Annotated in this window: 18 protein-coding genes and 3 pseudogenes; 11 read left to right on the top strand and 10 right to left on the bottom strand. The window is 45.3% G+C overall.

Annotated features, from left to right (window positions below; genetic code table 11):
* Positions 1-255 precede the first annotated feature (255 nt).
* The 5 genes from aspA to RBH91_RS02910 all read left to right on the top strand — a co-directional run bounded on the left by aspA (position 256) and on the right by RBH91_RS02910 (position 4,427).
* On the top strand, positions 256-1,677 hold the full coding sequence (aspA, locus tag RBH91_RS02930; RefSeq protein ID WP_307893423.1) for an aspartate ammonia-lyase: 1,422 nt from the start codon (positions 256-258) through the stop codon (positions 1,675-1,677).
* A gap of 95 nt (positions 1,678-1,772) precedes the next feature.
* Entirely contained in the window at positions 1,773-2,039 is a 267-nt protein-coding gene (locus RBH91_RS02925) for a GlsB/YeaQ/YmgE family stress response membrane protein (protein WP_076761321.1), read from the top strand.
* Positions 2,040-2,215: 176 nt separating this feature from the next.
* Positions 2,216-3,496 carry an Nramp family divalent metal transporter gene (locus tag RBH91_RS02920; RefSeq protein ID WP_307894641.1) on the top strand — a complete coding sequence of 427 codons (1,281 nt, stop codon included), beginning with the start codon at positions 2,216-2,218 and terminating at the stop codon, positions 3,494-3,496.
* Between the two features lie 56 nt (positions 3,497-3,552).
* Positions 3,553-4,104: a GNAT family N-acetyltransferase gene (locus RBH91_RS02915; protein ID WP_076761242.1), complete on the top strand. Its 552-nt coding sequence runs from the start codon at positions 3,553-3,555 to the stop codon at positions 4,102-4,104.
* 71 nt (positions 4,105-4,175) lie between these two features.
* Positions 4,176-4,427, top strand: a complete 252-nt coding sequence (locus RBH91_RS02910; protein WP_076761241.1) for a hypothetical protein — start codon at positions 4,176-4,178, stop codon at positions 4,425-4,427.
* Between the two features lie 171 nt (positions 4,428-4,598).
* On the opposite strand, the pseudogene RBH91_RS02905 reads toward RBH91_RS02910, so the two are convergent.
* From RBH91_RS02905 to RBH91_RS02890, 4 genes and pseudogenes are all read right to left on the bottom strand, one after another.
* Positions 4,599-5,216, bottom strand: a pseudogene (locus RBH91_RS02905) (lytic polysaccharide monooxygenase auxiliary activity family 9 protein); the annotation flags it as partial.
* A 192-nt stretch (positions 5,217-5,408) separates the two neighbouring features.
* Positions 5,409-7,130 carry a pyruvate oxidase gene (locus RBH91_RS02900; RefSeq protein ID WP_307893422.1) on the bottom strand — a complete coding sequence of 574 codons (1,722 nt, stop codon included), beginning with the start codon at positions 7,128-7,130 and terminating at the stop codon, positions 5,409-5,411.
* A gap of 254 nt (positions 7,131-7,384) precedes the next feature.
* On the bottom strand, positions 7,385-7,705 hold the full coding sequence (locus RBH91_RS02895) for an N-methyl-L-tryptophan oxidase family protein (protein WP_307894838.1): 321 nt from the start codon (positions 7,703-7,705) through the stop codon (positions 7,385-7,387).
* Positions 7,706-7,911: 206 nt separating this feature from the next.
* Positions 7,912-8,457: pseudogene (locus tag RBH91_RS02890) on the bottom strand (helix-turn-helix domain-containing protein); the annotation flags it as partial.
* Between the two features lie 770 nt (positions 8,458-9,227).
* On the opposite strand from RBH91_RS02890, the gene RBH91_RS02885 reads away from it, so the two are divergent.
* Genes RBH91_RS02885 through RBH91_RS02875 form a run of 3 tightly spaced genes read left to right on the top strand, consistent with a single transcriptional unit; the run spans position 9,228 to position 12,608 of the window.
* Entirely contained in the window at positions 9,228-9,617 is a 390-nt protein-coding gene (locus RBH91_RS02885) for a chorismate mutase family protein (RefSeq protein ID WP_307893420.1), read from the top strand.
* Positions 9,586-11,682 (top strand): aminodeoxychorismate synthase component I, encoded by a 2,097-nt coding sequence (gene pabB, locus RBH91_RS02880; protein WP_307893418.1) that lies wholly within the window; start codon positions 9,586-9,588, stop codon positions 11,680-11,682. The genes RBH91_RS02885 and pabB overlap by 32 nt, the downstream gene beginning before the upstream one ends.
* Positions 11,679-12,608: a prephenate dehydrogenase dimerization domain-containing protein gene (locus RBH91_RS02875; protein ID WP_307893417.1), complete on the top strand. Its 930-nt coding sequence runs from the start codon at positions 11,679-11,681 to the stop codon at positions 12,606-12,608. Before pabB ends, RBH91_RS02875 begins: the two co-directional genes overlap by 4 nt.
* A gap of 520 nt (positions 12,609-13,128) precedes the next feature.
* Here RBH91_RS02875 and solA read toward each other — a convergent pair.
* From solA to RBH91_RS02860, 3 genes and pseudogenes are all read right to left on the bottom strand, one after another.
* Positions 13,129-14,216: pseudogene (gene solA, locus RBH91_RS02870) on the bottom strand (N-methyl-L-tryptophan oxidase).
* A 105-nt stretch (positions 14,217-14,321) separates the two neighbouring features.
* Complete coding sequence (locus tag RBH91_RS02865) at positions 14,322-16,505, bottom strand: DNA topoisomerase III (RefSeq protein WP_307894639.1); 2,184 nt, start codon at positions 16,503-16,505, stop codon at positions 14,322-14,324.
* A 70-nt stretch (positions 16,506-16,575) separates the two neighbouring features.
* Positions 16,576-17,004, bottom strand: coding sequence for a transcriptional regulator LrpC (locus RBH91_RS02860; protein ID WP_150195470.1), 429 nt, complete (start codon positions 17,002-17,004; stop codon positions 16,576-16,578).
* A gap of 117 nt (positions 17,005-17,121) precedes the next feature.
* Between RBH91_RS02860 and RBH91_RS02855 the strand changes: the two genes are divergently transcribed.
* Together RBH91_RS02855 and RBH91_RS02850 are read left to right on the top strand one after the other, a co-directional pair.
* On the top strand, positions 17,122-17,532 hold the full coding sequence (locus RBH91_RS02855; protein WP_307893416.1) for a carboxymuconolactone decarboxylase family protein: 411 nt from the start codon (positions 17,122-17,124) through the stop codon (positions 17,530-17,532).
* An 81-nt stretch (positions 17,533-17,613) separates the two neighbouring features.
* Positions 17,614-17,907 (top strand): DUF3817 domain-containing protein, encoded by a 294-nt coding sequence (locus RBH91_RS02850; protein ID WP_076761232.1) that lies wholly within the window; start codon positions 17,614-17,616, stop codon positions 17,905-17,907.
* A 37-nt stretch (positions 17,908-17,944) separates the two neighbouring features.
* On the opposite strand, the gene RBH91_RS02845 is transcribed toward RBH91_RS02850, so the two are convergent.
* The 3 genes from RBH91_RS02845 to RBH91_RS02835 form a co-directional block, all read right to left on the bottom strand.
* Complete coding sequence (locus RBH91_RS02845; RefSeq protein WP_307894638.1) at positions 17,945-18,889, bottom strand: LCP family protein; 945 nt, start codon at positions 18,887-18,889, stop codon at positions 17,945-17,947.
* A 158-nt stretch (positions 18,890-19,047) separates the two neighbouring features.
* Positions 19,048-19,857 (bottom strand): lipid II flippase Amj, encoded by an 810-nt coding sequence (locus tag RBH91_RS02840; protein WP_307893415.1) that lies wholly within the window; start codon positions 19,855-19,857, stop codon positions 19,048-19,050.
* 471 nt (positions 19,858-20,328) lie between these two features.
* Entirely contained in the window at positions 20,329-20,751 is a 423-nt protein-coding gene (locus RBH91_RS02835; protein ID WP_076761230.1) for a pyridoxamine 5'-phosphate oxidase family protein, read from the bottom strand.
* 82 nt (positions 20,752-20,833) lie between these two features.
* Between RBH91_RS02835 and RBH91_RS02830 the strand changes: the two genes are divergently transcribed.
* Complete coding sequence (locus RBH91_RS02830) at positions 20,834-21,211, top strand: DUF2283 domain-containing protein (RefSeq protein ID WP_076761229.1); 378 nt, start codon at positions 20,834-20,836, stop codon at positions 21,209-21,211.
* The last annotated feature ends 175 nt before the right edge of the window (positions 21,212-21,386 follow it).

Here is a 21,386-nt window from a genome sequence, read left to right as displayed (position 1 = left end):
AAAGTGAAACAAGTAAAGGAATTTAATTAAGTTAATAATATACAAACATAACTATTTGACCAGTTGTCTCTTTCTGCATATCTTTCCTTAAATTTTTTTGACATGCAAATGATCCGATATCATTACTAAAAACAGGCTTTTTAATACTTGACAGCCTGTTTTCAGGAGTCGATTTTACTTTTTTTAAAGCAAAGTAAAACACGGCGGATCGTGGCACACTACATCATAAGAAACGACATACGGAGGGTTATAACCATGGAAACGAAAACAACCCGAATTGAAAAAGATTTTCTAGGCGAAAAAGAAGTTCCGGCTGACGCTTACTATGGCGTGCAGACCATGAGGGCGGTAGAGAACTTTCCGATCACAGGCTATCAGATCGATGAAGAATTGATTAACGGTTTGGCGATGATCAAAAAAGCAGCAGCTCTCGCCAACATGGATATCAAACGGTTATATAAAGATCTTGGCAAAGTCATCGTTAAGGCGGCCGGCGAAATATTGGAAGGGCTGTGGCATGATCATTTTATCGTCGATCCCATTCAAGGCGGAGCCGGCACTTCAATGAATATGAATGCAAACGAGGTCATCGCAAATAGAGGATTGGAGCTTTTAGGAAAAGAAAAAGGCGATTATTTTCATTTAAGCCCGAACACACATGTCAACATGGCCCAATCAACGAATGACGTTTTTCCGACAGCCATTCATCTCGCAACATTGAATCACTTAAAAAAGCTTTTGGCGACGATGGAAGATATGCTTGATGCATTCCGCAAAAAAGCGGCCGAATTTGATTCCGTCATCAAAATGGGGCGGACTCATCTTCAAGATGCGGTTCCCATTCGGCTCGGACAGGAATTTGAGGCATATTCGCGCGTGATTGAGCGCGACATCGAGCGGATCAGACAATCCCGCCACCATCTTTATGAAGTCAATATGGGAGCGACCGCGGTCGGCACAGGACTGAACGCTGATCCAATATACATTCAAAATGTCGTTGAGCATTTGTCAGAGATCAGCGGCTATCAGCTGACAGGAGCGGATCACCTTGTCGATGCCACCCAAAACACCGATGCTTACACAGAGGTTTCCGCCGCCCTAAAAGTAGGGATGATGAACATGTCTAAAATCGCGAACGATATTCGCTTAATGGCCTCTGGACCAAGGGCGGGGCTTGCGGAAATCCGGCTTCCGCCGCGCCAGCCCGGTTCTTCCATTATGCCGGGCAAAGTGAATCCGGTCATGCCCGAGCTGATGAATCAGATCGCATTTCAGGTCATTGGCAACGATCACACCATCTGCCTTGCTTCAGAAGCGGGACAGCTTGAATTAAACGTGATGGAGCCTGTTCTTGTATTTAACCTGCTGCAATCAATCAAAATCATGAACAACGGATTCCGCGTGTTCACCGATTACTGCATCAAAGGGATCGAAGCAAATGAAATCAGGCTGAAAGAATTTGTTGAAAAAAGCGTCGGCGTCATTACCGCCGTCAACCCCCATCTAGGGTATGAGGCAGCTGCCAGAATTGCAAAAGAGGCCATTGCCACAGGCCAATCTGTACGCGAACTTTGTTTATTGCATGATGTTTTAACAGAGGAGGAGCTTGATCTCATTCTAGATCCGTATGAGATGACGCACCCCGGAATTGCCGGCGCTTCCCTGCTCGAGGAATAAACAGTCGTCCCGCCCGATATGCTTTCGAACGTTTAGCAAAGTAAAAGAGAGGCTAAACACGTAATATAAATCAATTGAAAGAGGGTGGAATGACAATGTTGGGATTTCTCGTTTCTTTAATCGTTGCAATTGTCATCGGTTTAATCGGAGGTGCAATCGGAGGCAATGGCGCTCCCGGCGGCATCATCGGCTCAATGGTTGTCGGCTTTATCGGAGCTTGGATCGGCCACGGGCTGTTCGGAACCTGGGGGCCTGATATTGCGGGATTTGCCATCTTTCCGGCCATTATCGGCGCCGCGATTCTCGTCTTTATTTTAAGCCTCATCTTCCGCGGAAGAATGGGTTCCCGATCAGAAGCATAAATTAGCCAGCATCGCAGAAGCGATGCTGGTTTTTGTTTACGCTAAACAATTCCTGCATAAACTATAGCATCACATAGTTGACAATTTAGGATATAAGGGCATATGATGAATATAGAATTTGCACTAAGGAAACTTTTGTGTATAAGGAAAAACAACGGAGAATCTAGGTGAATCATATGGTCAGTCAGGATCTATCCAGACACGCACAAATATCTAAAGCAGCTCAAGATGCACTAGACGGAAAAAGCAGAGGATTCAAAAGGCTGCTTCCTTTTTTAGGGCCGGCTTTCATTGCAGCCATTGCTTATATCGATCCCGGCAACTTTGCAACGAACATCGCCGCAGGTTCCAAATATGGATATTTGCTCTTATGGGTGATTCTTTTTTCTAATATCATGGCACTGCTTATTCAATCATTATCCGCAAAGCTCGGCATTGCGACTGGAAAAAACCTTCCCGAAATCGCAAGAGAAGAATTTCCAAAACCGGTGTCAGTCGGTTTGTGGATTCAAGGAGAGCTTGTCGTCATTGCGACAGACCTTGCCGAATTTATCGGAGCGGCTCTCGGCCTTTATCTGCTGTTCGGCATTCCGCTTCTTGAAGCGTCCATTATTGCGGCGGCAGGATCATTTGCGATCCTGGAACTGCAAAGACGCGGCGTCCGGCCGCTTGAAGCGGCGATTACGGGAATGCTGTTTATCGTTGTGATTGCCTTTGCCTTTCAAACCTTTTTCGCAAAACCTGACCTCGGATCTGTTTTGGAGGGCATGTTTGTTCCCCGTTTTAACGGAACCGACAGCATCCTGCTGGCGGCGGGTATCTTGGGAGCAACTGTCATGCCGCATGCCATTTACTTGCATTCCGCTCTCACCCAGCGAAGAGTAGTCGGAAAAACAGAAGCAGAGAAGAAGAAAATTTTCCGTTTTGAATTTATAGATATTTTGATCGCCATGCTGATCGCCGGAGCTATTAATGCAAGCATGCTGATCGTCGCTGCTGCATTGTTTTTCAAACACGGTATTTTTGTCGAGGATTTGGATGTGGCCTTCAGCCACTTCAGCAGCATGGTCAGTCCGCTGGCCGCCGTTTTATTCGGCATCGGGCTTTTAACAGCGGGCTTATCCAGTTCATCTGTCGGAACGCTTTCCGGAGATATCATCATGCAGGGATTTATCAATTTTCGGATTCCGCTTTATTTAAGACGGTTTATTACGATTCTGCCGCCTATTGCCATCATTGCATCAGGCGTCAATCCGACAAATGCTCTTGTTATGAGCCAGGTCGTCCTGTCATTCGGGATCGCCTTCGCTCTCATCCCGCTCATCTTATTTACAAGCAGTAAGCGCATTATGGGAAGCCTCAAAAATGCGAAGTGGGTGACAGGCGTCTCTTGGCTCATCGCTGTGCTGATCGTCACCCTGAACATTTTCCTTATCTTCGATACATTTTTCGGCTAAAAAAGCTGACTTCGGTCGGCTTTTTTATATTATACTGAAGAAAAGGAGGATTATGGATGTTCAAACTGAAGATCGATGATGACCTCTACTTAAAAAAACTCGAACCGATAGATGCACCTAGTGTCTATATGCAGATCCAGCAGTCGAAGGATGATTTAAGAAACTGGCTGTATTGGGTGGACGGAACAAAGAAGCTTGAAGACACCGAAGCCTTTATTGAAGATTGTATGAAACAGGCCGCCGCGAATAACGGCTTTCAGGCCGGAATCTGGCAGCAAAATCAATTTGCCGGCATCATCGGCCTCCACTATATCAATTGGATCAACCGTACGACTTCGCTCGGCTACTGGCTTGGGAAGTCTTTTCAGGGGAATGGAATGATGACGAAAGCATGCCAGGGGCTGATTGATATGCTGTTTAATGAATATGAGCTAAACCGGATCGAAATCAGGGCCGCAACAAAAAACTTTAAAAGCCAGGCGATTCCCGAAAGACTTGGATTTACGAAGGAAGGCTGCCTCAGACAATGCGAGTGGCTCCATGATCACTATGCCGATCATTTTGTCTACGGTCTGCTAAAGGAAGAATACGACGCACGCAGCAAATGAGTCCGAAATTTGTCACACGCATTTTCGGCCCCAATCTGGTATGATAAATTAAAAAATATGGAGTTTTGGCTATGAGAGTATTTATCCTGTTTTACCTATGGATCGTCCCGCTTATCATAGGGCTGATATTTTTTCGGATTACCCAAAGGACGAGCTTTCAAAAAAGGTTCTATCCGGGCTATGTGATGATCGGGCTGGCTGCTGGCGTTTTTGCTGTCTGCTATTTGATCGGACAGCCGTATCTCGGCAATTTCTTCGGAGGCACGATGCTGTTTGGAACCCTTCTTCCATTCACAGCAGCGGCAATGAAGAAAAAGAAATAATCCGGTTATACTAAACTAAGTAAAATACACGAATTTTAAAGCCTGCTTCGATTTTTTCGAAGAACAGGCTTTTTCATTTTCATTTAATCTGTTTGCACCAAAACCCACTCATATGCAAAACGAATGTCCAGATCGTTTTGATCAGCAGATCAAGCAACCGGGGCTTTATTTATTCTCTAAATCAACATCGATGACATTATAGAAAGCGTTTTCAGTGTCAGCCACGTCCCAAACAGCCAATATCACATGATATCCTTGGCGGTCTTCAGGTACATAGATTTGATGTGATAAATGATTCGATGCAGGCGAACCGTCATGTTCAATTGTTCCAATCGGCTCAAAATCGGCCCGCTCCAGCGGTTGATTGGGATCCCAGCCTTTTTTGGTGATATAGTAATGCCATTGGCTGGTTTTGTGGGGGGCGGTATATTTCCAAGTAAATGTATGTTCTCCACCGGTCATGATATGTTTAAACCAGCGTTCTCCGGTTTGCTGATCAAGAATGCCGCCGAACAATCCACCCGCAGACGCAATTTGTCCATCGGCAGGTCCTTCCTGCGGAAACCCTTTTTTCGCTTCCAAGCTTTGCGGCTCATACATCACGCTTCCGCAATTCAAGTTAAGCAGCCCATAAGCCTCACTGCACAAAGCCGCTCTGCTTCCGGGTTTTTCAACAAAACCATGTGCATAAGCCTGCTGAGGAATGATTGATGAACCCAACAATCCTGCCGCCAATATAACAGCGGCGCTTAGCGTTTTTTGAAAATGAAATGAAAATTTACGCTGCATATGGATATCCCCTCTCTCTTTTTTAGATGATGAGATGGGTTTTGATGCAAAAAGAAAAAACAAACAAGCGCCTTACGCTCTCCTTCTTATATTTTCCATACTGATTTTAACATGTGGAAATGATAAATCAACAGAATCTTCAAAAAATAAAAAAACAGCCAAGGAAGCAACATTATGCCCCTTGGCCATTCACTACAATATCCTTTTTAAACTTTTCTTTAACGGCGGCAGGTCAAGTTCTTTTTTCTCAAAGAATTTCTTCATCACATATTTGCTGTAGTTTGCCGCTTGTGTATAGGATATTTTTCCGGGGAGCGGCGGTTCGTCTTCAATTGCCACATCGATAATCGCCGGTTCTTGTGATTGAAAAGCATTTTTCAGGGCAGGAATGAGTTCTTCATGCCTTGTCACGCTGAACCCCTTCCCTCCGCATGCTTCGGCAAATTTGGCATAATCGACGTTTTCGAGCGCTGTCGCATATTCAAGATGCCCCTTTTCCTGTTGTTCATATTGAATCATGCCTAAGTTTTGATTATTTAAGATGATGACAACAATCGGGAGATCATATTTGACAGCGGTCGGAAAATCGTGCATGGACATGCTGAAGCCGCCGTCTCCGCATACAGCTACAACCTGGCGTTCCGGATAAGAAAGCTTTGCGGAAATAGCGCCGGGAAGGCCGCATCCCATCGTGCCAAGCCAGCTTGATATAAGAAAATCCTGATTGGTCATATTAAAATGGCGCGTCATCCAGACCGTCACGTTTCCGACGTCAACGGAAAGGACCCCATCATCTGCGACAGCATCTTCAAGCCTTGCGATCACTTGCTGAGGCTTAAGCGGTGATGTCGCCTCCTGCTCATCTTTTTCAATTTGATATCGCCACTTGTTCATATGCTCTGTACAGCTTTCCAAAAATGAGCGGCTCGTTTTCCGTTCAATTGTTTTCGTCAGTTCAAATAGTCCGGTCTTCGCATCACAGACAAGGCCGGCGGTGACAGGATACCGCTTGCCGATTTTTGCCGGGTTGTTGTCAAGCTGGATGGCCGGCGTATCTTCCGGCAGATAATCACGGTAAGGAAATGAAGTCCCCAGCATGATCAAAAGATCGCATGCCTCCATCGCTTCATATGCAGGCTTTGTGCCGATGTGTCCGAGGTTTCCGAGCATATGCGGATGCCGATCAGGGACGGCGCCTTTTGCCGGAAGCGTGATGATGATCGGGGCGGCTGCTTTATCTGCAAACTCCAGCAGTTCCTCCCTTGCCGATTTCATTCCCCTTCCCGCCAAAATAACCGGCTTTTTCGCTTCATTGATCAGCTGCGCACACTGCATAAGCTGGCTTTGCTTCGGGTAAAGATCGCCTTCAATATAAAGCGCGGACGTATAAACCGGCTTCCTCTTGATCTTTTCTGCAAACAGGTTATCAGATACGGTCAGAACGGCGACCCCTTTTTGGCTGTATGCGGTGCGGATCGCTTGATTTAAAAGATCAGGCAGCGCTTCGGCCGAATGAACCTGCTGATTGAAGACAGCTACATCCTCAAACATCCTCTCAAGGCCGATTTCCTGAAATGTATCCCTTCCGATTTCATTTGAAGATACCTGTCCTGCAATGGCAAGCACAGGTACACCGTCAGCTTTTGCATCATACAGCCCATTCAGCAGATGAACGGCGCCGGGCCCCGCGATTGAAAGGCAGACACCGATTTTGCCTGTCAGCTTCGCATCGGCCGCGGCAGCAAGAGCCGCGGTTTCTTCATGGCGCACTTGAACGAAGCGGAGATTGTTTTCTTCATGCCGCAATTCATCAACAAATTCGTTGATGCTGTCCCCCGGCATGCCGTAAACATGATCAATATTCCATTCCTTCAGCAGCTCTGCCCCTATTTTTCCTGCGGTTTTGTTTGCCATATCACGTCCTCCTTTGTTTATCCATACCACTTTTTCGCTGACGGGAAACGTGATACGGCATGCTGACGAAAGTGAAGAAAACACTACAGCGGCTGTTGCAAAGCAGCCTTTGGTAAGGAGAAAATTGAAATATCATGCTTCGTGTTCCCAGCCGTGCTCATCTCGCTTAAGATCCCCCCACCACACTGCTGAACTTGAAGCCGTGCCCGGAAAATCCGGCGGTGATCGAAACATGAGGATGTTCTGGATGCTGATCAATGATGAAAATCTTCGTCAGCCGTTCTTGTATAAAGGCCGACTCCGCCTTTTGAAAATCGTCCCACACCTTTTGACAAGTAGGTCTGAATGAATTGTTGAAGATCTTGTTCGTCAGACGGATATGCCCCAAAGCTCCGATTGGTCATATCAGGATCTGTCGTTAGGCCTCCGTCGTGGCGGCCGATTTTGATTCCGCTCCATCCGAGGCTCGGCGTTCCATAGTAGAATGGCCCTCTAAGATCGAAAATGAATGCCGGGAATCGGCGGTCATTATAAAGTGATTCTTCTGCTTCAAACCATCCGCTCCTAAACACCACTCAATGTAAACATGGTCAACCATACTAAAAACCTGCCGCTCATTTTGATATGACCCCAAAAAGTTAGACAATAAAATGTCATGAAGCAGTTTGACTGGCATGAATCCGGTATTGTACTGGACTCCTGCCTTTTCATTTGATCTTAATCCGTTTGTGATCGTAGTAATCAATATACTCTGCGAGTTCTTTTTTAAAATGTTCGATCCCCAGTAATCATACGTACTGCACGGTATTCCAGCCAGTTGAAGCAGCGCTTTGACCGGAAACTCGGTCCTTAGTTCAAATACGACTTGCGCTTTGTCTTGTTTTGAACTAAGGTATTCAACTTTTTTAAGCAGGCATTCTCCATTCGCATTCGCTCAATTTCTGCTTGCATCGCTTCAGTTGATCCTTCTTGCGCTCCGTTTTTTGGGGTTTTGCTTTTTCATAGGTAAACGCCCCTTTTTCTTTGGTTTTAGGGCATCTATTCCTCCGGTTTCAAACTGTTTCTGCCACTGAATGAGTGTAGAATGCGATTGAATATTAAAGGTGACGGCTGTTTCACGGATAGACGTCCCATTTTCGATCATATAGTGAAGCACCACTAGTTTATCTTCTGCGGAATAGGTTGTATAGATTTTTTGAAAGCGAATCCACACATGAAAGACGCTGTGCGAAACGCCGATCTCCTTGGCAATCGTTTTGTATCCTTCAATACCTTCAAGATACCTTTTGACCGCTTGTATTTTTTCCTCAGCTGTAAATTTAGCCATAAGAAAACTGCACCTCCGATTGTTAGATGGTGTCTAACAATTGGGGTGCAGTTCATTCACACAAGTGTTGAATTTTTTTGCAATATTTAAATTGTTACAATTTAGGTTTCAAGTTATAATTTAACAATAAACAAACCGAATTTGCATAACTTCGATGAAAGTTAAGGTTGTTAAATCCTTCGTCAAACACTGGGGTGTTCGTGGCGACACTTTTTATAATCTGCTTTTATAAAATTTGTAGTACTCGAGGATCACAAGTGTAATCTCGCGGCTGTTCTCTATATTTAAACATTTGTTCACTGGCTTATTCATCCAATGAGCCTGCTCTGATTGGTTAGCAGTGCTCGTACGTAGGTGATTCAACACATGATGTTCACGAGGATGTTGTGGTTACACCATTGAACGACTCTGGCATGCCGTTATTCCGTGCGTTTGCATACTTCAACCTGTCATGTGGCAGTGTATCAAGGTTACTCCATTTTAAAGGACGAGCTGGTCTATCTATTAATGTATCTCAATCAACTTGTTGAGTCTCCTCGGCACGTTAGGTATTCATAATGCTGTAGATTGTCAGTTTCAAGTGCCATGGAATCCATCTACCTTCGAGATTCGGTTGTTAGGTATTTTCACTGAAACTATAGTCAATACACTCAAATCTTCTTATCTTATGAGTCGTATACTTAATAACCCTCGATTGTCTAAGTTTCGGGTGGAAAGGGTAGACGCGTCCCTCTCTTTTATCAAAAGAATGTAGAATCGGAGGAATTTACATGTTATCAGAAATAGAAAAGGGGCTTGAGGGCCTGCGTGTAAAACTTGATAGTATTGATGAACAATTGTTGGATACATTGAAAGCACGTTTAGAATGCTGCATTAGGATTGGGTTGTACAAACGCGAGTATAATATTCCGATGATGCAACCGCACCGAATTAACTTTGTCCAGGAACGAGCAGCTCGGTACGCTGACGAGAATGGTTTAAGTAAAGAGTTTTTGCGTAACCTTTATGAGCTCATTATTTCTGAAACGTGCAGGGTTGAGAATATAGTAATTGACAACTCAGAAAATCGCAGGCAAGAAATTTCTTCAAGCCTAGTCGACCAAAAAAGAAAAAGGGAGGAATTGTTTAATGGGGGCAGGGATACAAACACTTCTAATTGACAACTATGACTCATTTACTTACAACCTCTATCAAATGATCGGCGAAGTAAATGGCCGACCGCCAATAGTTGTCCGTAATGATGTAGACTGGTCACAAGTACCGATTGATGAGATTGACAACATCGTGATCTCCCCAGGCCCTGGTCGACCGGAACGGGTTGAGGACTTTGGTATTAATACAACCGTTATTCTAGAATCTAAGTTGCCAGTCCTCGGGGTCTGCCTTGGACATCAAGGTATAGCTCATTTGTTTGGCGGGAAGGTGAACCACGCTTCTGAGCCCATGCATGGACGAACATCAGTCATTCACCATTCAGGGATCGATATCTTTGACGGGCTTCCTCCTGAGTTCTCTGTCGTACGCTATCACTCCCTTATAGTTACTGAATTGGGTGATGATGTGGAAGCGATTGCGTGGACAAAAGATGATTTGATTATGGGGCTTCGACACCGCAATCTGCCGATTTGGGGTGTGCAATTCCACCCCGAGTCAATCTGTAGTCATTATGGGCACGAGTTGCTTGCCAACTTTCGAGACCTAACTCCGAAGCGCACTAGACGATCAAGACAGTCTCCCGAATTAGAGAAGCCTTCTCATTCTAAAAATGATTTCTACCAGATTCATTTTCGAAAATTATCGGGATTTCCTGACGCTCAGTCAAGTTACCAGACACTATTTGCTGATGCACCTCATGGATTCTGGCTTGACAGTAGTAGTGTCATCGAAGGCTTGTCACGATTTTCATATCTTGGCGATGGTACCGGAGAGAATGCTGAATATATTACCTATAAAGTAGCAGAGGGTGTTGTAAAAGTACAACGTTCGGGTCAAGAGACGGAGTTCATTCAACAGTCATTTTATGATTATCTTGATGAGCAAATCCGCCGTCGAGCAACATCTACTCCGGAAGGCCTTCCCTTTGACTTCAATCTCGGCTATGTGGGTTACATTGGCTATGAGCTAAAAGCTGAAACTTGTGGGAGTAACCGGTATCAATCTGAGATTCCGGATGCGGCCCTGCTTTTCGTTGACCGCATGCTTGTTTTTGATCATCTTGAACAGGAAGCCTATCTGTTGTGTCTTTCGACTGGGGATGAGGATAAGCAAGCAATCAACTGGCTAAATGCTACAGAGCAAATCTTGAATGAAATTCCTGTTGCAGCAAATGATTTGGACAAGGATTCAGTACTTACGTCCGTGCCAGACCACAATATCCCAATCGAGTTTCGTCATAACCGACCATCTTATCTTCAACTGATCAACAATTGCTTAGAAGAAATTCGTAATGGGGAATCCTATGAGATATGCTTGACTAATTCCGCCACTGTTTATACCCCTATAGATCCTTGGATTACTTATACACACCTGCGAAGAATCAGTCCGGTGCCCTATGGGGCATTTTTAAACTTTGCGGATGCTACAGTACTGAGTGCCTCTCCGGAACGGTTCCTCTCAATCGGTACTGATCGTATCGTTGAGTCCAAACCGATCAAGGGTACCCGTATGAGAGGTAGGACTTCTGCTGAAGATCATCAATTACGAAATGAGTTACTAAGTCAAGAAAAAGATCTCGCAGAGAACTTAATGATCGTTGACTTAGTCCGTAATGACCTTAACACTGTTTGTGAAATAGGATCTGTTCATGTACCTAAGCTGTTCGATGTAGAAACGTATGCTCCCGTCCACCAGTTGATCTCGACTATTCGTGGCACTATACGTCCAGACAAATCAACGGTTGATTGCGTCCGTGCTGCTTTTCCAGGTGGTTCGATGACTGGTGCTCCGAAAATTCGGACGATGGAAATCATAGACCGACTCGAGAGCGGCCCTCGCGGTGTCTATTCGGGCAGCCTCGGTTGGTTTGGACTGAGTGGCGCTGCGGATCTTAGTATTGTTATTCGTACAGTTGTTGTTACCGATGACAAGGCGACTTTTGGTGTCGGAGGAGCCATCGTAGCATTGTCAGATCCAGAAGAGGAGTTCAAAGAAACTCAGGTTAAAGCGCGAGCTATGGTCTCAGCTATCGCAGCAGCGGAAGTCTCTGCAGTGGGAGGTTCAAGATGAGTCAGGAAATAAGGCAGTGTGTTATTGTGGGAGGAGCTGGTGGTGTTGGCGGGATGTTTGCAGGCCTCCTTGAAGGATCTGGTGTTGAAGTATGTATTATCGATATGAATCCTCCTTCCGTTAGTCGACAATTCAAGAAGTGTGACATCACTGTTCCGACTCCACAGGCCAAAGATATGATCCAGAAGGCGGACATGGTGATGCTCGCTTTACCAGAGAACGTAGCTCTTCAAGCAGTAAAAGTTGTTGGGGCGTTAATGAAGCCTGATTCTCTCTTTGTGCACACTCTTTCGGTACAGTCGCCCATATTTAAAAAAATACACTCTTTGGGTTTGCCTTTCGAAAGCATAGGTCTTAACCCTATGTTTGCTCCTAGTCTTAGTATCGTGGGTAGACCGGTAGCTGTCATAGTCCAAAACGATGGGCCTAAAGGAAGTCATTTGATTCAGATGATTTTAGATTGGAAAGGACGTCCGGTGCTATTAGAAGCTGAGGAGCATGATCAATTGGTCGCGGCTATGCAGGCACTCACTCATTCAGCGATACTCACCTTTGGATTGGCGCTCGCAGAATTAGATGTTGACATTGCAAAACTTAGTTCCCTTGCACCCCCTCCGCATGCAACTATGCTTGCACTACTAGCACGGATTAGTTCTGGAACACCGGATGTGTATTGGGACGTCCAATCCGTCAACCACCAAGCAATGACGGCTCGTGCTGCACTAGCTGAAGCAGTTGGATCGTTGGACGAATCGGTGAGGGATAAGTCCGTATTCATCGAACTGCTGCGTAAATCCCGAGAGGTATTTGGAAATGAAATAGCCCTTTATCAAGATCTCTGTACTAGTATCTTTGAAGGTCCACTATCACAACTTAATCAAGCACTAAAGGAGGAAAAACATAGCCAAACTAACCAACCCGGTTAATTGGGTAGAATCAAGGATTTTGAAAACAACTGATTCCTTTGATCAGGCGATGAAAGAGTGACGAACTTAACATGTTTTTACATAGAGGGATGGCAAAAAATTCGTCTTGAGGACAGAAAGGAAGCTGTCGAGTTTGTTTCTTGCTCCTACTTAGAGTCTAGAGGTACATTCTGAGCTTGTGGGCGGTGGACAAATTTAGCGTTCACTTTCCACATCCCGAAACTGCTTTCGACCTTCCTACCCAGCGGAATTAGTAGATTTACTTACCGCAATACACGCGGGAGTTCCGACGGTGTGCTTTACATCGGTATTTAGGTGTTCTTCCCTTATTTCTCCGCTCCGTACGGCTTTGCCCACAGCAAAGAAATCCACTACTTGCGATATGCACGCTACCGTGGAGTCCAGAAAGTAAAAACACACCGCTATTGAAAAAATAGGCCAAACTCCACTCAGGTGATAGAGGAAACGGCTTTCTAGGACAAATAGAAGTATGAAAACATCATGAAGATTCCCGACATTTTCATTGAACAGTTCTTTTTTCAACAAAGGGATTGCACCAAACACTTATGGGTTCACTAGTTGAATATCGATCGATCGATTGATAGAAAGCGTTTTTATTATCCGCCATATCTCGAACAGCCAATATCACATGGTATCCTTGGCGGGCTTTTGGCCAATTTGCTATGATTTCCCGCTTGTGTATAGGGTATTTTGTATAAAGGCAGACTCCGCCTTTTGAAAATCGTCCCACACCTTTTGGCAAGTAGGTTTGAATGAATTGTTGGAGATCTTGTTCGTCAGACGGATATACCCCAAAGCTTCGATTGGTCATATCAGGGTCTGTCGTTAGGCCTCCGTCGTGGCAGCCGATTTTGATTCCGCTCCCTCCGAGGCTCGGCGTTCCATAGTAGAATGGCCCTCCAAGTTCGAAAAAGAATGCCGGGAATCGGCAGTCATTATAAAGCGATTCTTCCGCTTCAAACCATCCAAGCACTTTGCGAACGGGTTGTAATCGCGGCTCCATGCCAATGAGAAGTTTGCCCGTCCACGCGCCTGATGTCACAATCAGCTTGTCAGCCCTGATGCGGCCGGACTTCGTTACAATTTCAGCGGAATCTGCACGCAGGTCAATTTGTTCAACCCGTGTATTCATTAAAAAGCTGGCCTCGTATGCCTCAGCCAGCTTTCGATAAGCCGATGCAATTTTGATTGTACAACACGCCCGATGTTGTTTCAAAGCAGCCAATAAAATCGTCGGGAACATCGATTTGCGGCCAGCGTTGCCGAATCTCCGCACTGCTTAGTACTTCGGCCGGCAATGAATAGATTTGAGCGCTTTTGATCGTTTCCTTGATAAACCTTGAATTCCCGCTGCCGATTCCTAAAACACCTGTTTGAACAAACAGCGATTCACCGCTTTCTTGTTCAAGTTCATACCATAATTCCTGCGCTCTTAACACAAGCGGGACATACTGGGCACCTTCGCCATAAGCGTGGCCGAATCGTCCGTGTATCGCCATTGTGACTTCCCAATTCGTGCGGAGGATCAAACGCATCAACCAAGAGGACATCGACGCCTTTTTTGGAGAGAAAATACCTCGCTGCCATTCCCATTGAACCCGCCCCAACAATGATCACCGCAAAATTCCTTCATTCTAAGTAAGTATTGGTTAAATATAAAAAAGCCTGCCGTTTCCGGCAGGCTGCGTGATTTTATTGATCAAGCTTCAGCTTTTTCAGCTGTTCGGCGAGTGCGTTGTTGATCGGCTCATCCTTGTTTTGTTTTTTCATGTAGGAGTGTACATCGCGTTTTGTTGCTTTTGAATTTTTGTCTTTTCCCCTGCGTTTTTCAAAAACGGAGAGCTTTTCTCTGTGGCCGCAGACGCAGGCGAAGGTCTGGCCTTCCCCGTGGCCGCGCAGCTCCATGCGTTTATGGCATTTCGGACAACGGGCATTCGTTTGCTTGGCAACCGTTTTGCGGTGGCCGCATTCCCTGTCCTGGCAGACGAGCATTGTGCCGCGCTTGCCGTTTACTTTCAACATCAGTTTTCCGCAGTCTGGGCAGTGCGTGCCCGTAACATTATCATGCTTGAATTTTTGATTGCTGCTCTTGATTTCCTTGATCGTCTGCTTCGCATACTCTTTCATTTCCTTAATGAACGCAGCGGATTTCAGCTTGCCTTTTGCAATGCCTGACAGCTTCTGCTCCCATTCGCCGGTAAGCGCCGGAGATTTTAAATCTGACGGGACAAGTTCAAGGAGCTGTTTTCCTTTTGAGGTGATGAAAATATCTTTTCCTTTTTTCTCGATCAGGAACGTATTGAAAAGCTTCTCGATAATGTCGGCCCGTGTTGCGACCGTTCCGAGTCCGCCTGTCTCTCCAAGCGTTTTGACGAGATTTTTTTCTTCTCCCTGCATAAATGCGGCCGGATTTTCCATTGCCGACAAGAGCGTTCCTTCATTAAAGCGCGCAGGCGGCTTTGTTTCTCCCTTTGTCTCTGTCAAAGACCGAACAGAAAGTGTATCACCTTTTGCGAGCTTTGGAAGGGTTTGATCTTTTTCTTCCTCGTCATCATCTTCATCCACATGATCATATACCGCTTTCCAGCCTTGGGACTGAACGGTTTTTCCTTTTGCCGTAAAGGTTTCTCCGCCGATCTCAGCAAACACCTTTGTTTCTTCATATTCAAACGGAGGCATCAATACCGCGAGGAAACGCTTGGCAATCAAGTCGTAAAGCTTTCTCTCTTTGTCGCTTAAAGCGCCGAGCGCAAGCGGCTCTTCCGTCGGAATGATCGCATGGTGATCGGAAACTTTCGCATCATTGACAAAGCTTTTGCCTGCTTTAATGCCGCGCTTCAAAATTCGGGTCACATGCTGGGCGTACGGCTTGACCTGCATCCCTTCCAAGCGGTCTTTCAACGTCGGGACAATGTCGTTTGAAAGAAATCTTGAATCTGTCCGCGGATAGGTGACAAGCTTGTGTTGTTCGTAAAGCTTCTGGAGAACGGACAGCGTTTCTTTCGCGGAAAAACCGAAACGTTTATGGGCGTCCCTCTGCAGTTCTGTTAAATCATAGAGGCCGGGCGCAAAGCTTTTTTTCGCCGTTTTCTTCAAGTCGGAAATCACGGCCGGTTTGCCTTGGAGCGCTCCTGCGAGCTGGGATGTCACAGATTCATTGAATGTACGTGTCTGCTTTGTTTTTTTGTCCTGCCATGTCAGCGTCATGCCGTCAACGGCGGCGCGCAGGCCGAAATAAGGAACCGGTTTAAAGTTCTTGATGTCTTCCTCTCTTTTCGCGATCATTGCCAATGTCGGCGTCTGCACACGGCCGCAGGAAAGCTGGGCATTGAATTTCGTCGTCAGCGCCCTTGTTGCGTTAATGCCGACAATCCAGTCGGCTTCAGCTCTTGCCACGGCTGAATGATACAGGTTTTCAAATTCCTTGCCGCTCTTTAAGTTTTTAAAGCCTTCTTTTATCGCTTTGTCTGTCACAGATGAGATCCATAACCGCTTCAGCGGTTTGTTCACTTTCGCCTTTTCAATAATCCAGCGGGCGACAAGCTCGCCTTCCCGCCCCGCATCTGTCGCAATGACGATGTCTTTGACATCTTTTCTGATCAGCTGCGATTTGACCGCCTGAAACTGCTTCCCGGTTTTCTTAATGACGACAATCTTTAATGGCTCAGGGATGATCGGCAGGTCTTCAAGGCGCCACGACTGAAATTCCTTTCCATATCCTTCAGGGTCGGCCAAGGTGACCAAATGGCCGAGCGCCCATGTCACAATGTAGCGGTCCCCTTCAAGATATCCATTTCCTTTTTTATGACACTTCAGCACACGGGCCAAGTCCCGGCCGACTGAAGGTTTTTCTGCTAAAACGACTGTTTTTGACAAGTCCATCACATCACTTTCTTGTTCATGCATCCTTTTATTATAACAGATAAAAACAATGCAACTCTAATGTTCATGATTCCTTTGTTTCGATTTTAGAAAAAATCACATGTGTCACGGTCTGGGCGTATGCGGAAGTTTCGTTGATAAACGCTTCAATCTGCGCCAGGCTTTCCGCGTTGATTTTCAGCATATAACAGGCCGCTCCCGCAATCCGGTAGCAAAATTCGATATTGGAAAGCCTTTCGATATAGGTTTTAAATCTGTCGTATTCTCCGTTTTTCACTGTAGCTTCAATGATGCAGGAGACGGGGAGACCCACTTTCGGGTAATCAATGTCCAACGTATATTGTTTGATCACGCCGAACGATTCGAGGCGCCTGACTCTTTCTGTTACAGATGGTGCGGAGAGGCTGACTTTTCTGCCAAGCTCCCGCATGGACAGGCGGCTGTCTTTTTTTAATTCGGCTATGATTTTAAGATCAAGATCATCTATTTTCAATTGCAATGTTATTACCTTCATTTCGTTTCATTTTTTAAATATCCCCATAAAAATCCTTTTATTCGACATTCATATTCATCACTCTCTTAGATATCATTATGGAGAGGTGATCAGCAAATGACAAGAATCAATCCTTCAGAAAAGGGAAACACTCCGTTTCAGCGGCTGCTTGGGTATTCTGAAAGCCTTCTGTCAAGCTGGACGGCTTTGGCTGAGGTGCTGGCAGGAGACGGTTTTTTATCAAAAGAATTAAAGGAGCAGGTGCGCAGGGTGCTTGCTCAGGGGAACGGCTGTGAATATTGCAAGGCCAAGGGGAAGCCTGCTATCCCTAATCAGGAGAAAACAAGCTTTGCGATGGGATTTGCAGAAGTCTTTTTGGCGCAGAGGGAGCGCATTTCAGACAAGCAGTTTGACGTTCTCAAAGACGTTTTTTCAGAAGAAGAAATAGCCGAATTGACAGCCTTTATTTGTTTTACGACGGCCCAGCAATATTTCGGGGCATTAATGAAGATTCCGGCGCAAACTTAAAATACATGAGAAAAACCTGTCATATTTGTCCCTTTTTAGTTTATAGTATAAAGGAAGAATATGAGCTACAGGAGGTATTTCATGCTGCAAACGCCAATTGGACGTCTTCGCACGATGGGTTTTATTGAAGGCATGTCACTGCTTATCCTGCTTTTTGTCGCCATGCCCCTTAAATACTGGGCGGGCTATCCGATGGCCGTCACGATTGTCGGCTCGCTTCACGGCGGATTATTTATTATATATCTGCTTGTTCTTTTGTATGCGACATTTGTGTTGAGGTGGTCTCTGAAATGGCCGGCTGCCGGCTTTATCGTCGCATTTGTACCATTCGGTAATTTTCTTTATGACCGAGGATTAAAAAAATACGATAAATAAATAGACGATCCGCCGAAAGATACGGCGGATCGTCTGTTTATGAATCTTCTAAAAAAGTCTTTAGTTCTTCTTTGTTTTTTTCAAGGTCCAAATCCAATACCGCTCCATACTTGGGATCGTCCGCATTTGTAAACGAACCGTCAACAGGCAGTCTGAAGCTTTTCGTTTCTTTTACGCTTCCTAAAATAAAGTCTTTTCCGACTGAGAATAACAACCCGTTCGGTAGGTTTGTTTCAATGTAAGGATCAATGATCCCCCACAGCTTGGGAAGCTGAGCGATATTTCCGACGCTCACCGCTTCTTTTTCAAGCTTTGAAAAGACTTCTTGCTGTCTCCTGACCCGTCCAAAATCGCTTTCTGCATCATGTCTGAAACGGACGTAGCCCAGCAGTTTATCGCCGTGAAGAACCTGTTTGCCCGGCTCCAAAGTCATCCCGATGCCATAGGACATTCTTTTCGGAACGTCGACTTCGATGCCGTCAGGTGCAATTGCATCGACGATTTTGGAAAAGCCTTTAAAATCAATGACAGCATAGTAGTTAATATCCAAATCAAAGTTGTCCTTGAGCGTTTTACGGACGAGCTCCGGTCCTCCATAAGCATATGCGGCATTGATTTTTTGTTTTTCATAGCCCGGGATGTCGACATAGCTGTCCCTCATGATCGAAATCAATTTGGGCTGCTTCTGTTTCTTGTTGTAATGAACAACCATCATCGAGTCTGACCTTGAATGGTCTTCCCCTCTTGAATCAATACCGAGCACGAGAATATTCACTTCATCAACATCTGAACCTTCTCCGTTAAATTCAAACTGGCCGTCGTCTTTAAATTCGCCTTCAGATTCAGACAATCCTTGCCTGTATTCATAAAAGACATAGCCTGCAACAGCTATGACAAACAGCAAGGTTAATGTAAACAGACGCTTTATGATTTTTCGTCTTTTTCTCTTTGGTTTTCTCGTTCTTTCCCTATCCACTTTTATCACCGCCACAAATAAGACTATCACAGGATGAAACTGCCGGCAATTAATATAAGAAAGCCAAAAACGTCTATACTCGATGAAAAGGAATGATTATAGATTCCTTAACTTTCATAACGAAATCAAAAATATCGTTTTATAATCATTTCGTCAAAAACCAGCTACATCCATTTGGTCATCCATGCGATATAGTAAGAGGCAGGTATAAATAAAAGTTGGGCAAGCACTGTTCCTGCCACTCTTGATACCGCCATTGTAATCGAAGCCCACTTTAAATAGACATAGTTCCGTTTCCCTTTGGCCACGTCATCTGCAAGAACCGAAACCTTCGGATCGACAAACAGGGCCAAGAGCATGGTCGCGATCCCGTTTACAAGTCCCGATGCCATCACTGCCGTCGTATGCCTTTCAGGAACGAGAACTCCAGCGTAAAGAGCGGCCAGCACACCGATCGTATAAATGGCTGTGATCACCATGTTTAAAACGAACAGCCGTTTCGGTATAAAGCGGAGCTGAAAGCCTTTTACATATTGCACGGTCGGTCTTTTCACATATTGTTTGACGTTTTTCAGGCCGTTTTTCGAAAACGCCTTTCGGAAAACCTGCAAAACAGAACCGTCTTCACTGGCTAAATGTATGATCGCCCGCGAAAAAACAGCGACAAACGTCGGCAGAAGCAGCATTCCGCAAATCGTGCCGACGGTTGAGCCGAAGATTAAGAACCGAAACTGCTGTCCTACGAGTGAGAGAGCATCCGTACCTGCCACATCAACGAGCTTTCCGGTCACAGGCTGCTGAATCATATTGGACATTCTCGACACGATCACCATCACATTAAACAAGGACAGGGCCGAGGCGATAAACCCGACCTTGGCGCCGGACAGCCGGGCTGCATACGCCAATGTTTCAATAGAGTGTATCAGCAATAAAAAACAAAAAATCAACAGTACTTTAGATGATAAAAAATCCACATTCGAGACCTCCAGTCTACAAATTAGACTGTTTCATGAGGGCAAATGTTGCGTTCATTTGAAAAACCGCTTTAGCAGATGCCAAAGCGGTTTTTTTGTCTTATTCTTTTATTCGAGCAAATAAATCCTATATTATAAGGGTCCGCTGAAACTGCGGATGATTTAAAATTCGTAAGATCAGCATCTATCTTTCCGAGTGAAAGTAAACACCATGGAATTTCTGATACAAGACAACGAAAGCCCTACCTCTCATTCGTCCTTACGGCTCCGAAGCCGCGCCAGTGTGAATTGTGAAACAAAAAGTCTTTTTTCCCTCTATCCTGTTAGGGGCGGTCAGAGGAAGAGAATAAGCATCTTCTAAGAAAGAAAAAAGAAGTTTACTTTCCATCTACATTTATTTGCCCTTTGCGTGTTCCTATTTTGTATTATACTACAGTTCTCCCTATATGACAAACTGTTCAACACAGTTTTCTACAAATCAAGCGTCACCGGTGTGCTTTCCCCTTCATTCATCAGCCGGATTTCTGAAGGGTGAATCTCAAGCACGGACAGGTTTGGATCATCTTTGCCGTCAAACCAGCGCTCAAGCTGTTCATGCCAGATTTGATCCTTTAATTCTTTTGAGTGGTTCAATTTTGCCGTACCTTTGATTTCAAGATACGCATCGCCAAAACCTTCGCCGTCATACCCTAGCAGCACATGGACATTCGGATTGTCGTCAATCTCTTCCGCCTTGTGCGTTTCATCGCTTGTCGGTGTATAAAGCGTCATCCCGTCGTGGAAAAAGGTCATATAGCGGGAATTGGGTTTTCCCTGTTCAACTGTTGCAAGCGTACCAATTTTATGATGATCGAGAATATCGAGCACCTTTTGTTTGATTTGCTGCTGATCCATTGTAAGGTCCCTCCTTTTCATTGTGTCCACTGTTACTTTTCCACAATGTCCGGTATATTAAACAATTGAATGGAGTGATGACATGATTTTGATTACATATGATGATGAAGCTGAGATGGGCTACATTTATATGACAGAAAAGCACACGGATCCTGTCACCACTGAGGATATCGGAGAGACGGCTTTGATGGCTGACCTTGACCGCGATAACCGGATCATCGGAATTGAATTTTCGGGAGACGCCGCACCAGATATTGCCCGTCTCGGAACCATAGCCGGCAAAAAACAAAAACTTGAACCGGCTTTCTTAAACGGGGAACGCGTCTATTCGTTTCGTTCGAACCGCTTAAAAGCTGCAAAAACGATTCTAATGAACGGAGTCGGGTTTCATTTTGCTGACACCGGCTGCCAACACTTCATCGGTTTTGATGTTTTCGATCGGAAAGAAAAAAGCGAATGAGAAATGCTCCCATCCGCTACATTCTCGTAGTCATCCGTGCCTGCCTTAAGAAAACCGCGTCTTCACTGCCGGCTTTGGATCAATGCTTTGTGTTTGGGGAATGGTGTACTGTTCGCCGGGCGACAGCTGGAATTCGTGCCAGGCGTCGACATGATCCATGTCTTCTTCAGGCGGC

The sequence above is a fragment of the Bacillus swezeyi genome, from assembly GCF_030908325.1.
GTDB lineage: Bacteria > Bacillota > Bacilli > Bacillales > Bacillaceae > Bacillus > Bacillus swezeyi.
The sequence above is the reverse complement of the archived record's forward strand: the minus strand, read 5'-3'. Positions and strand labels throughout refer to the sequence as shown.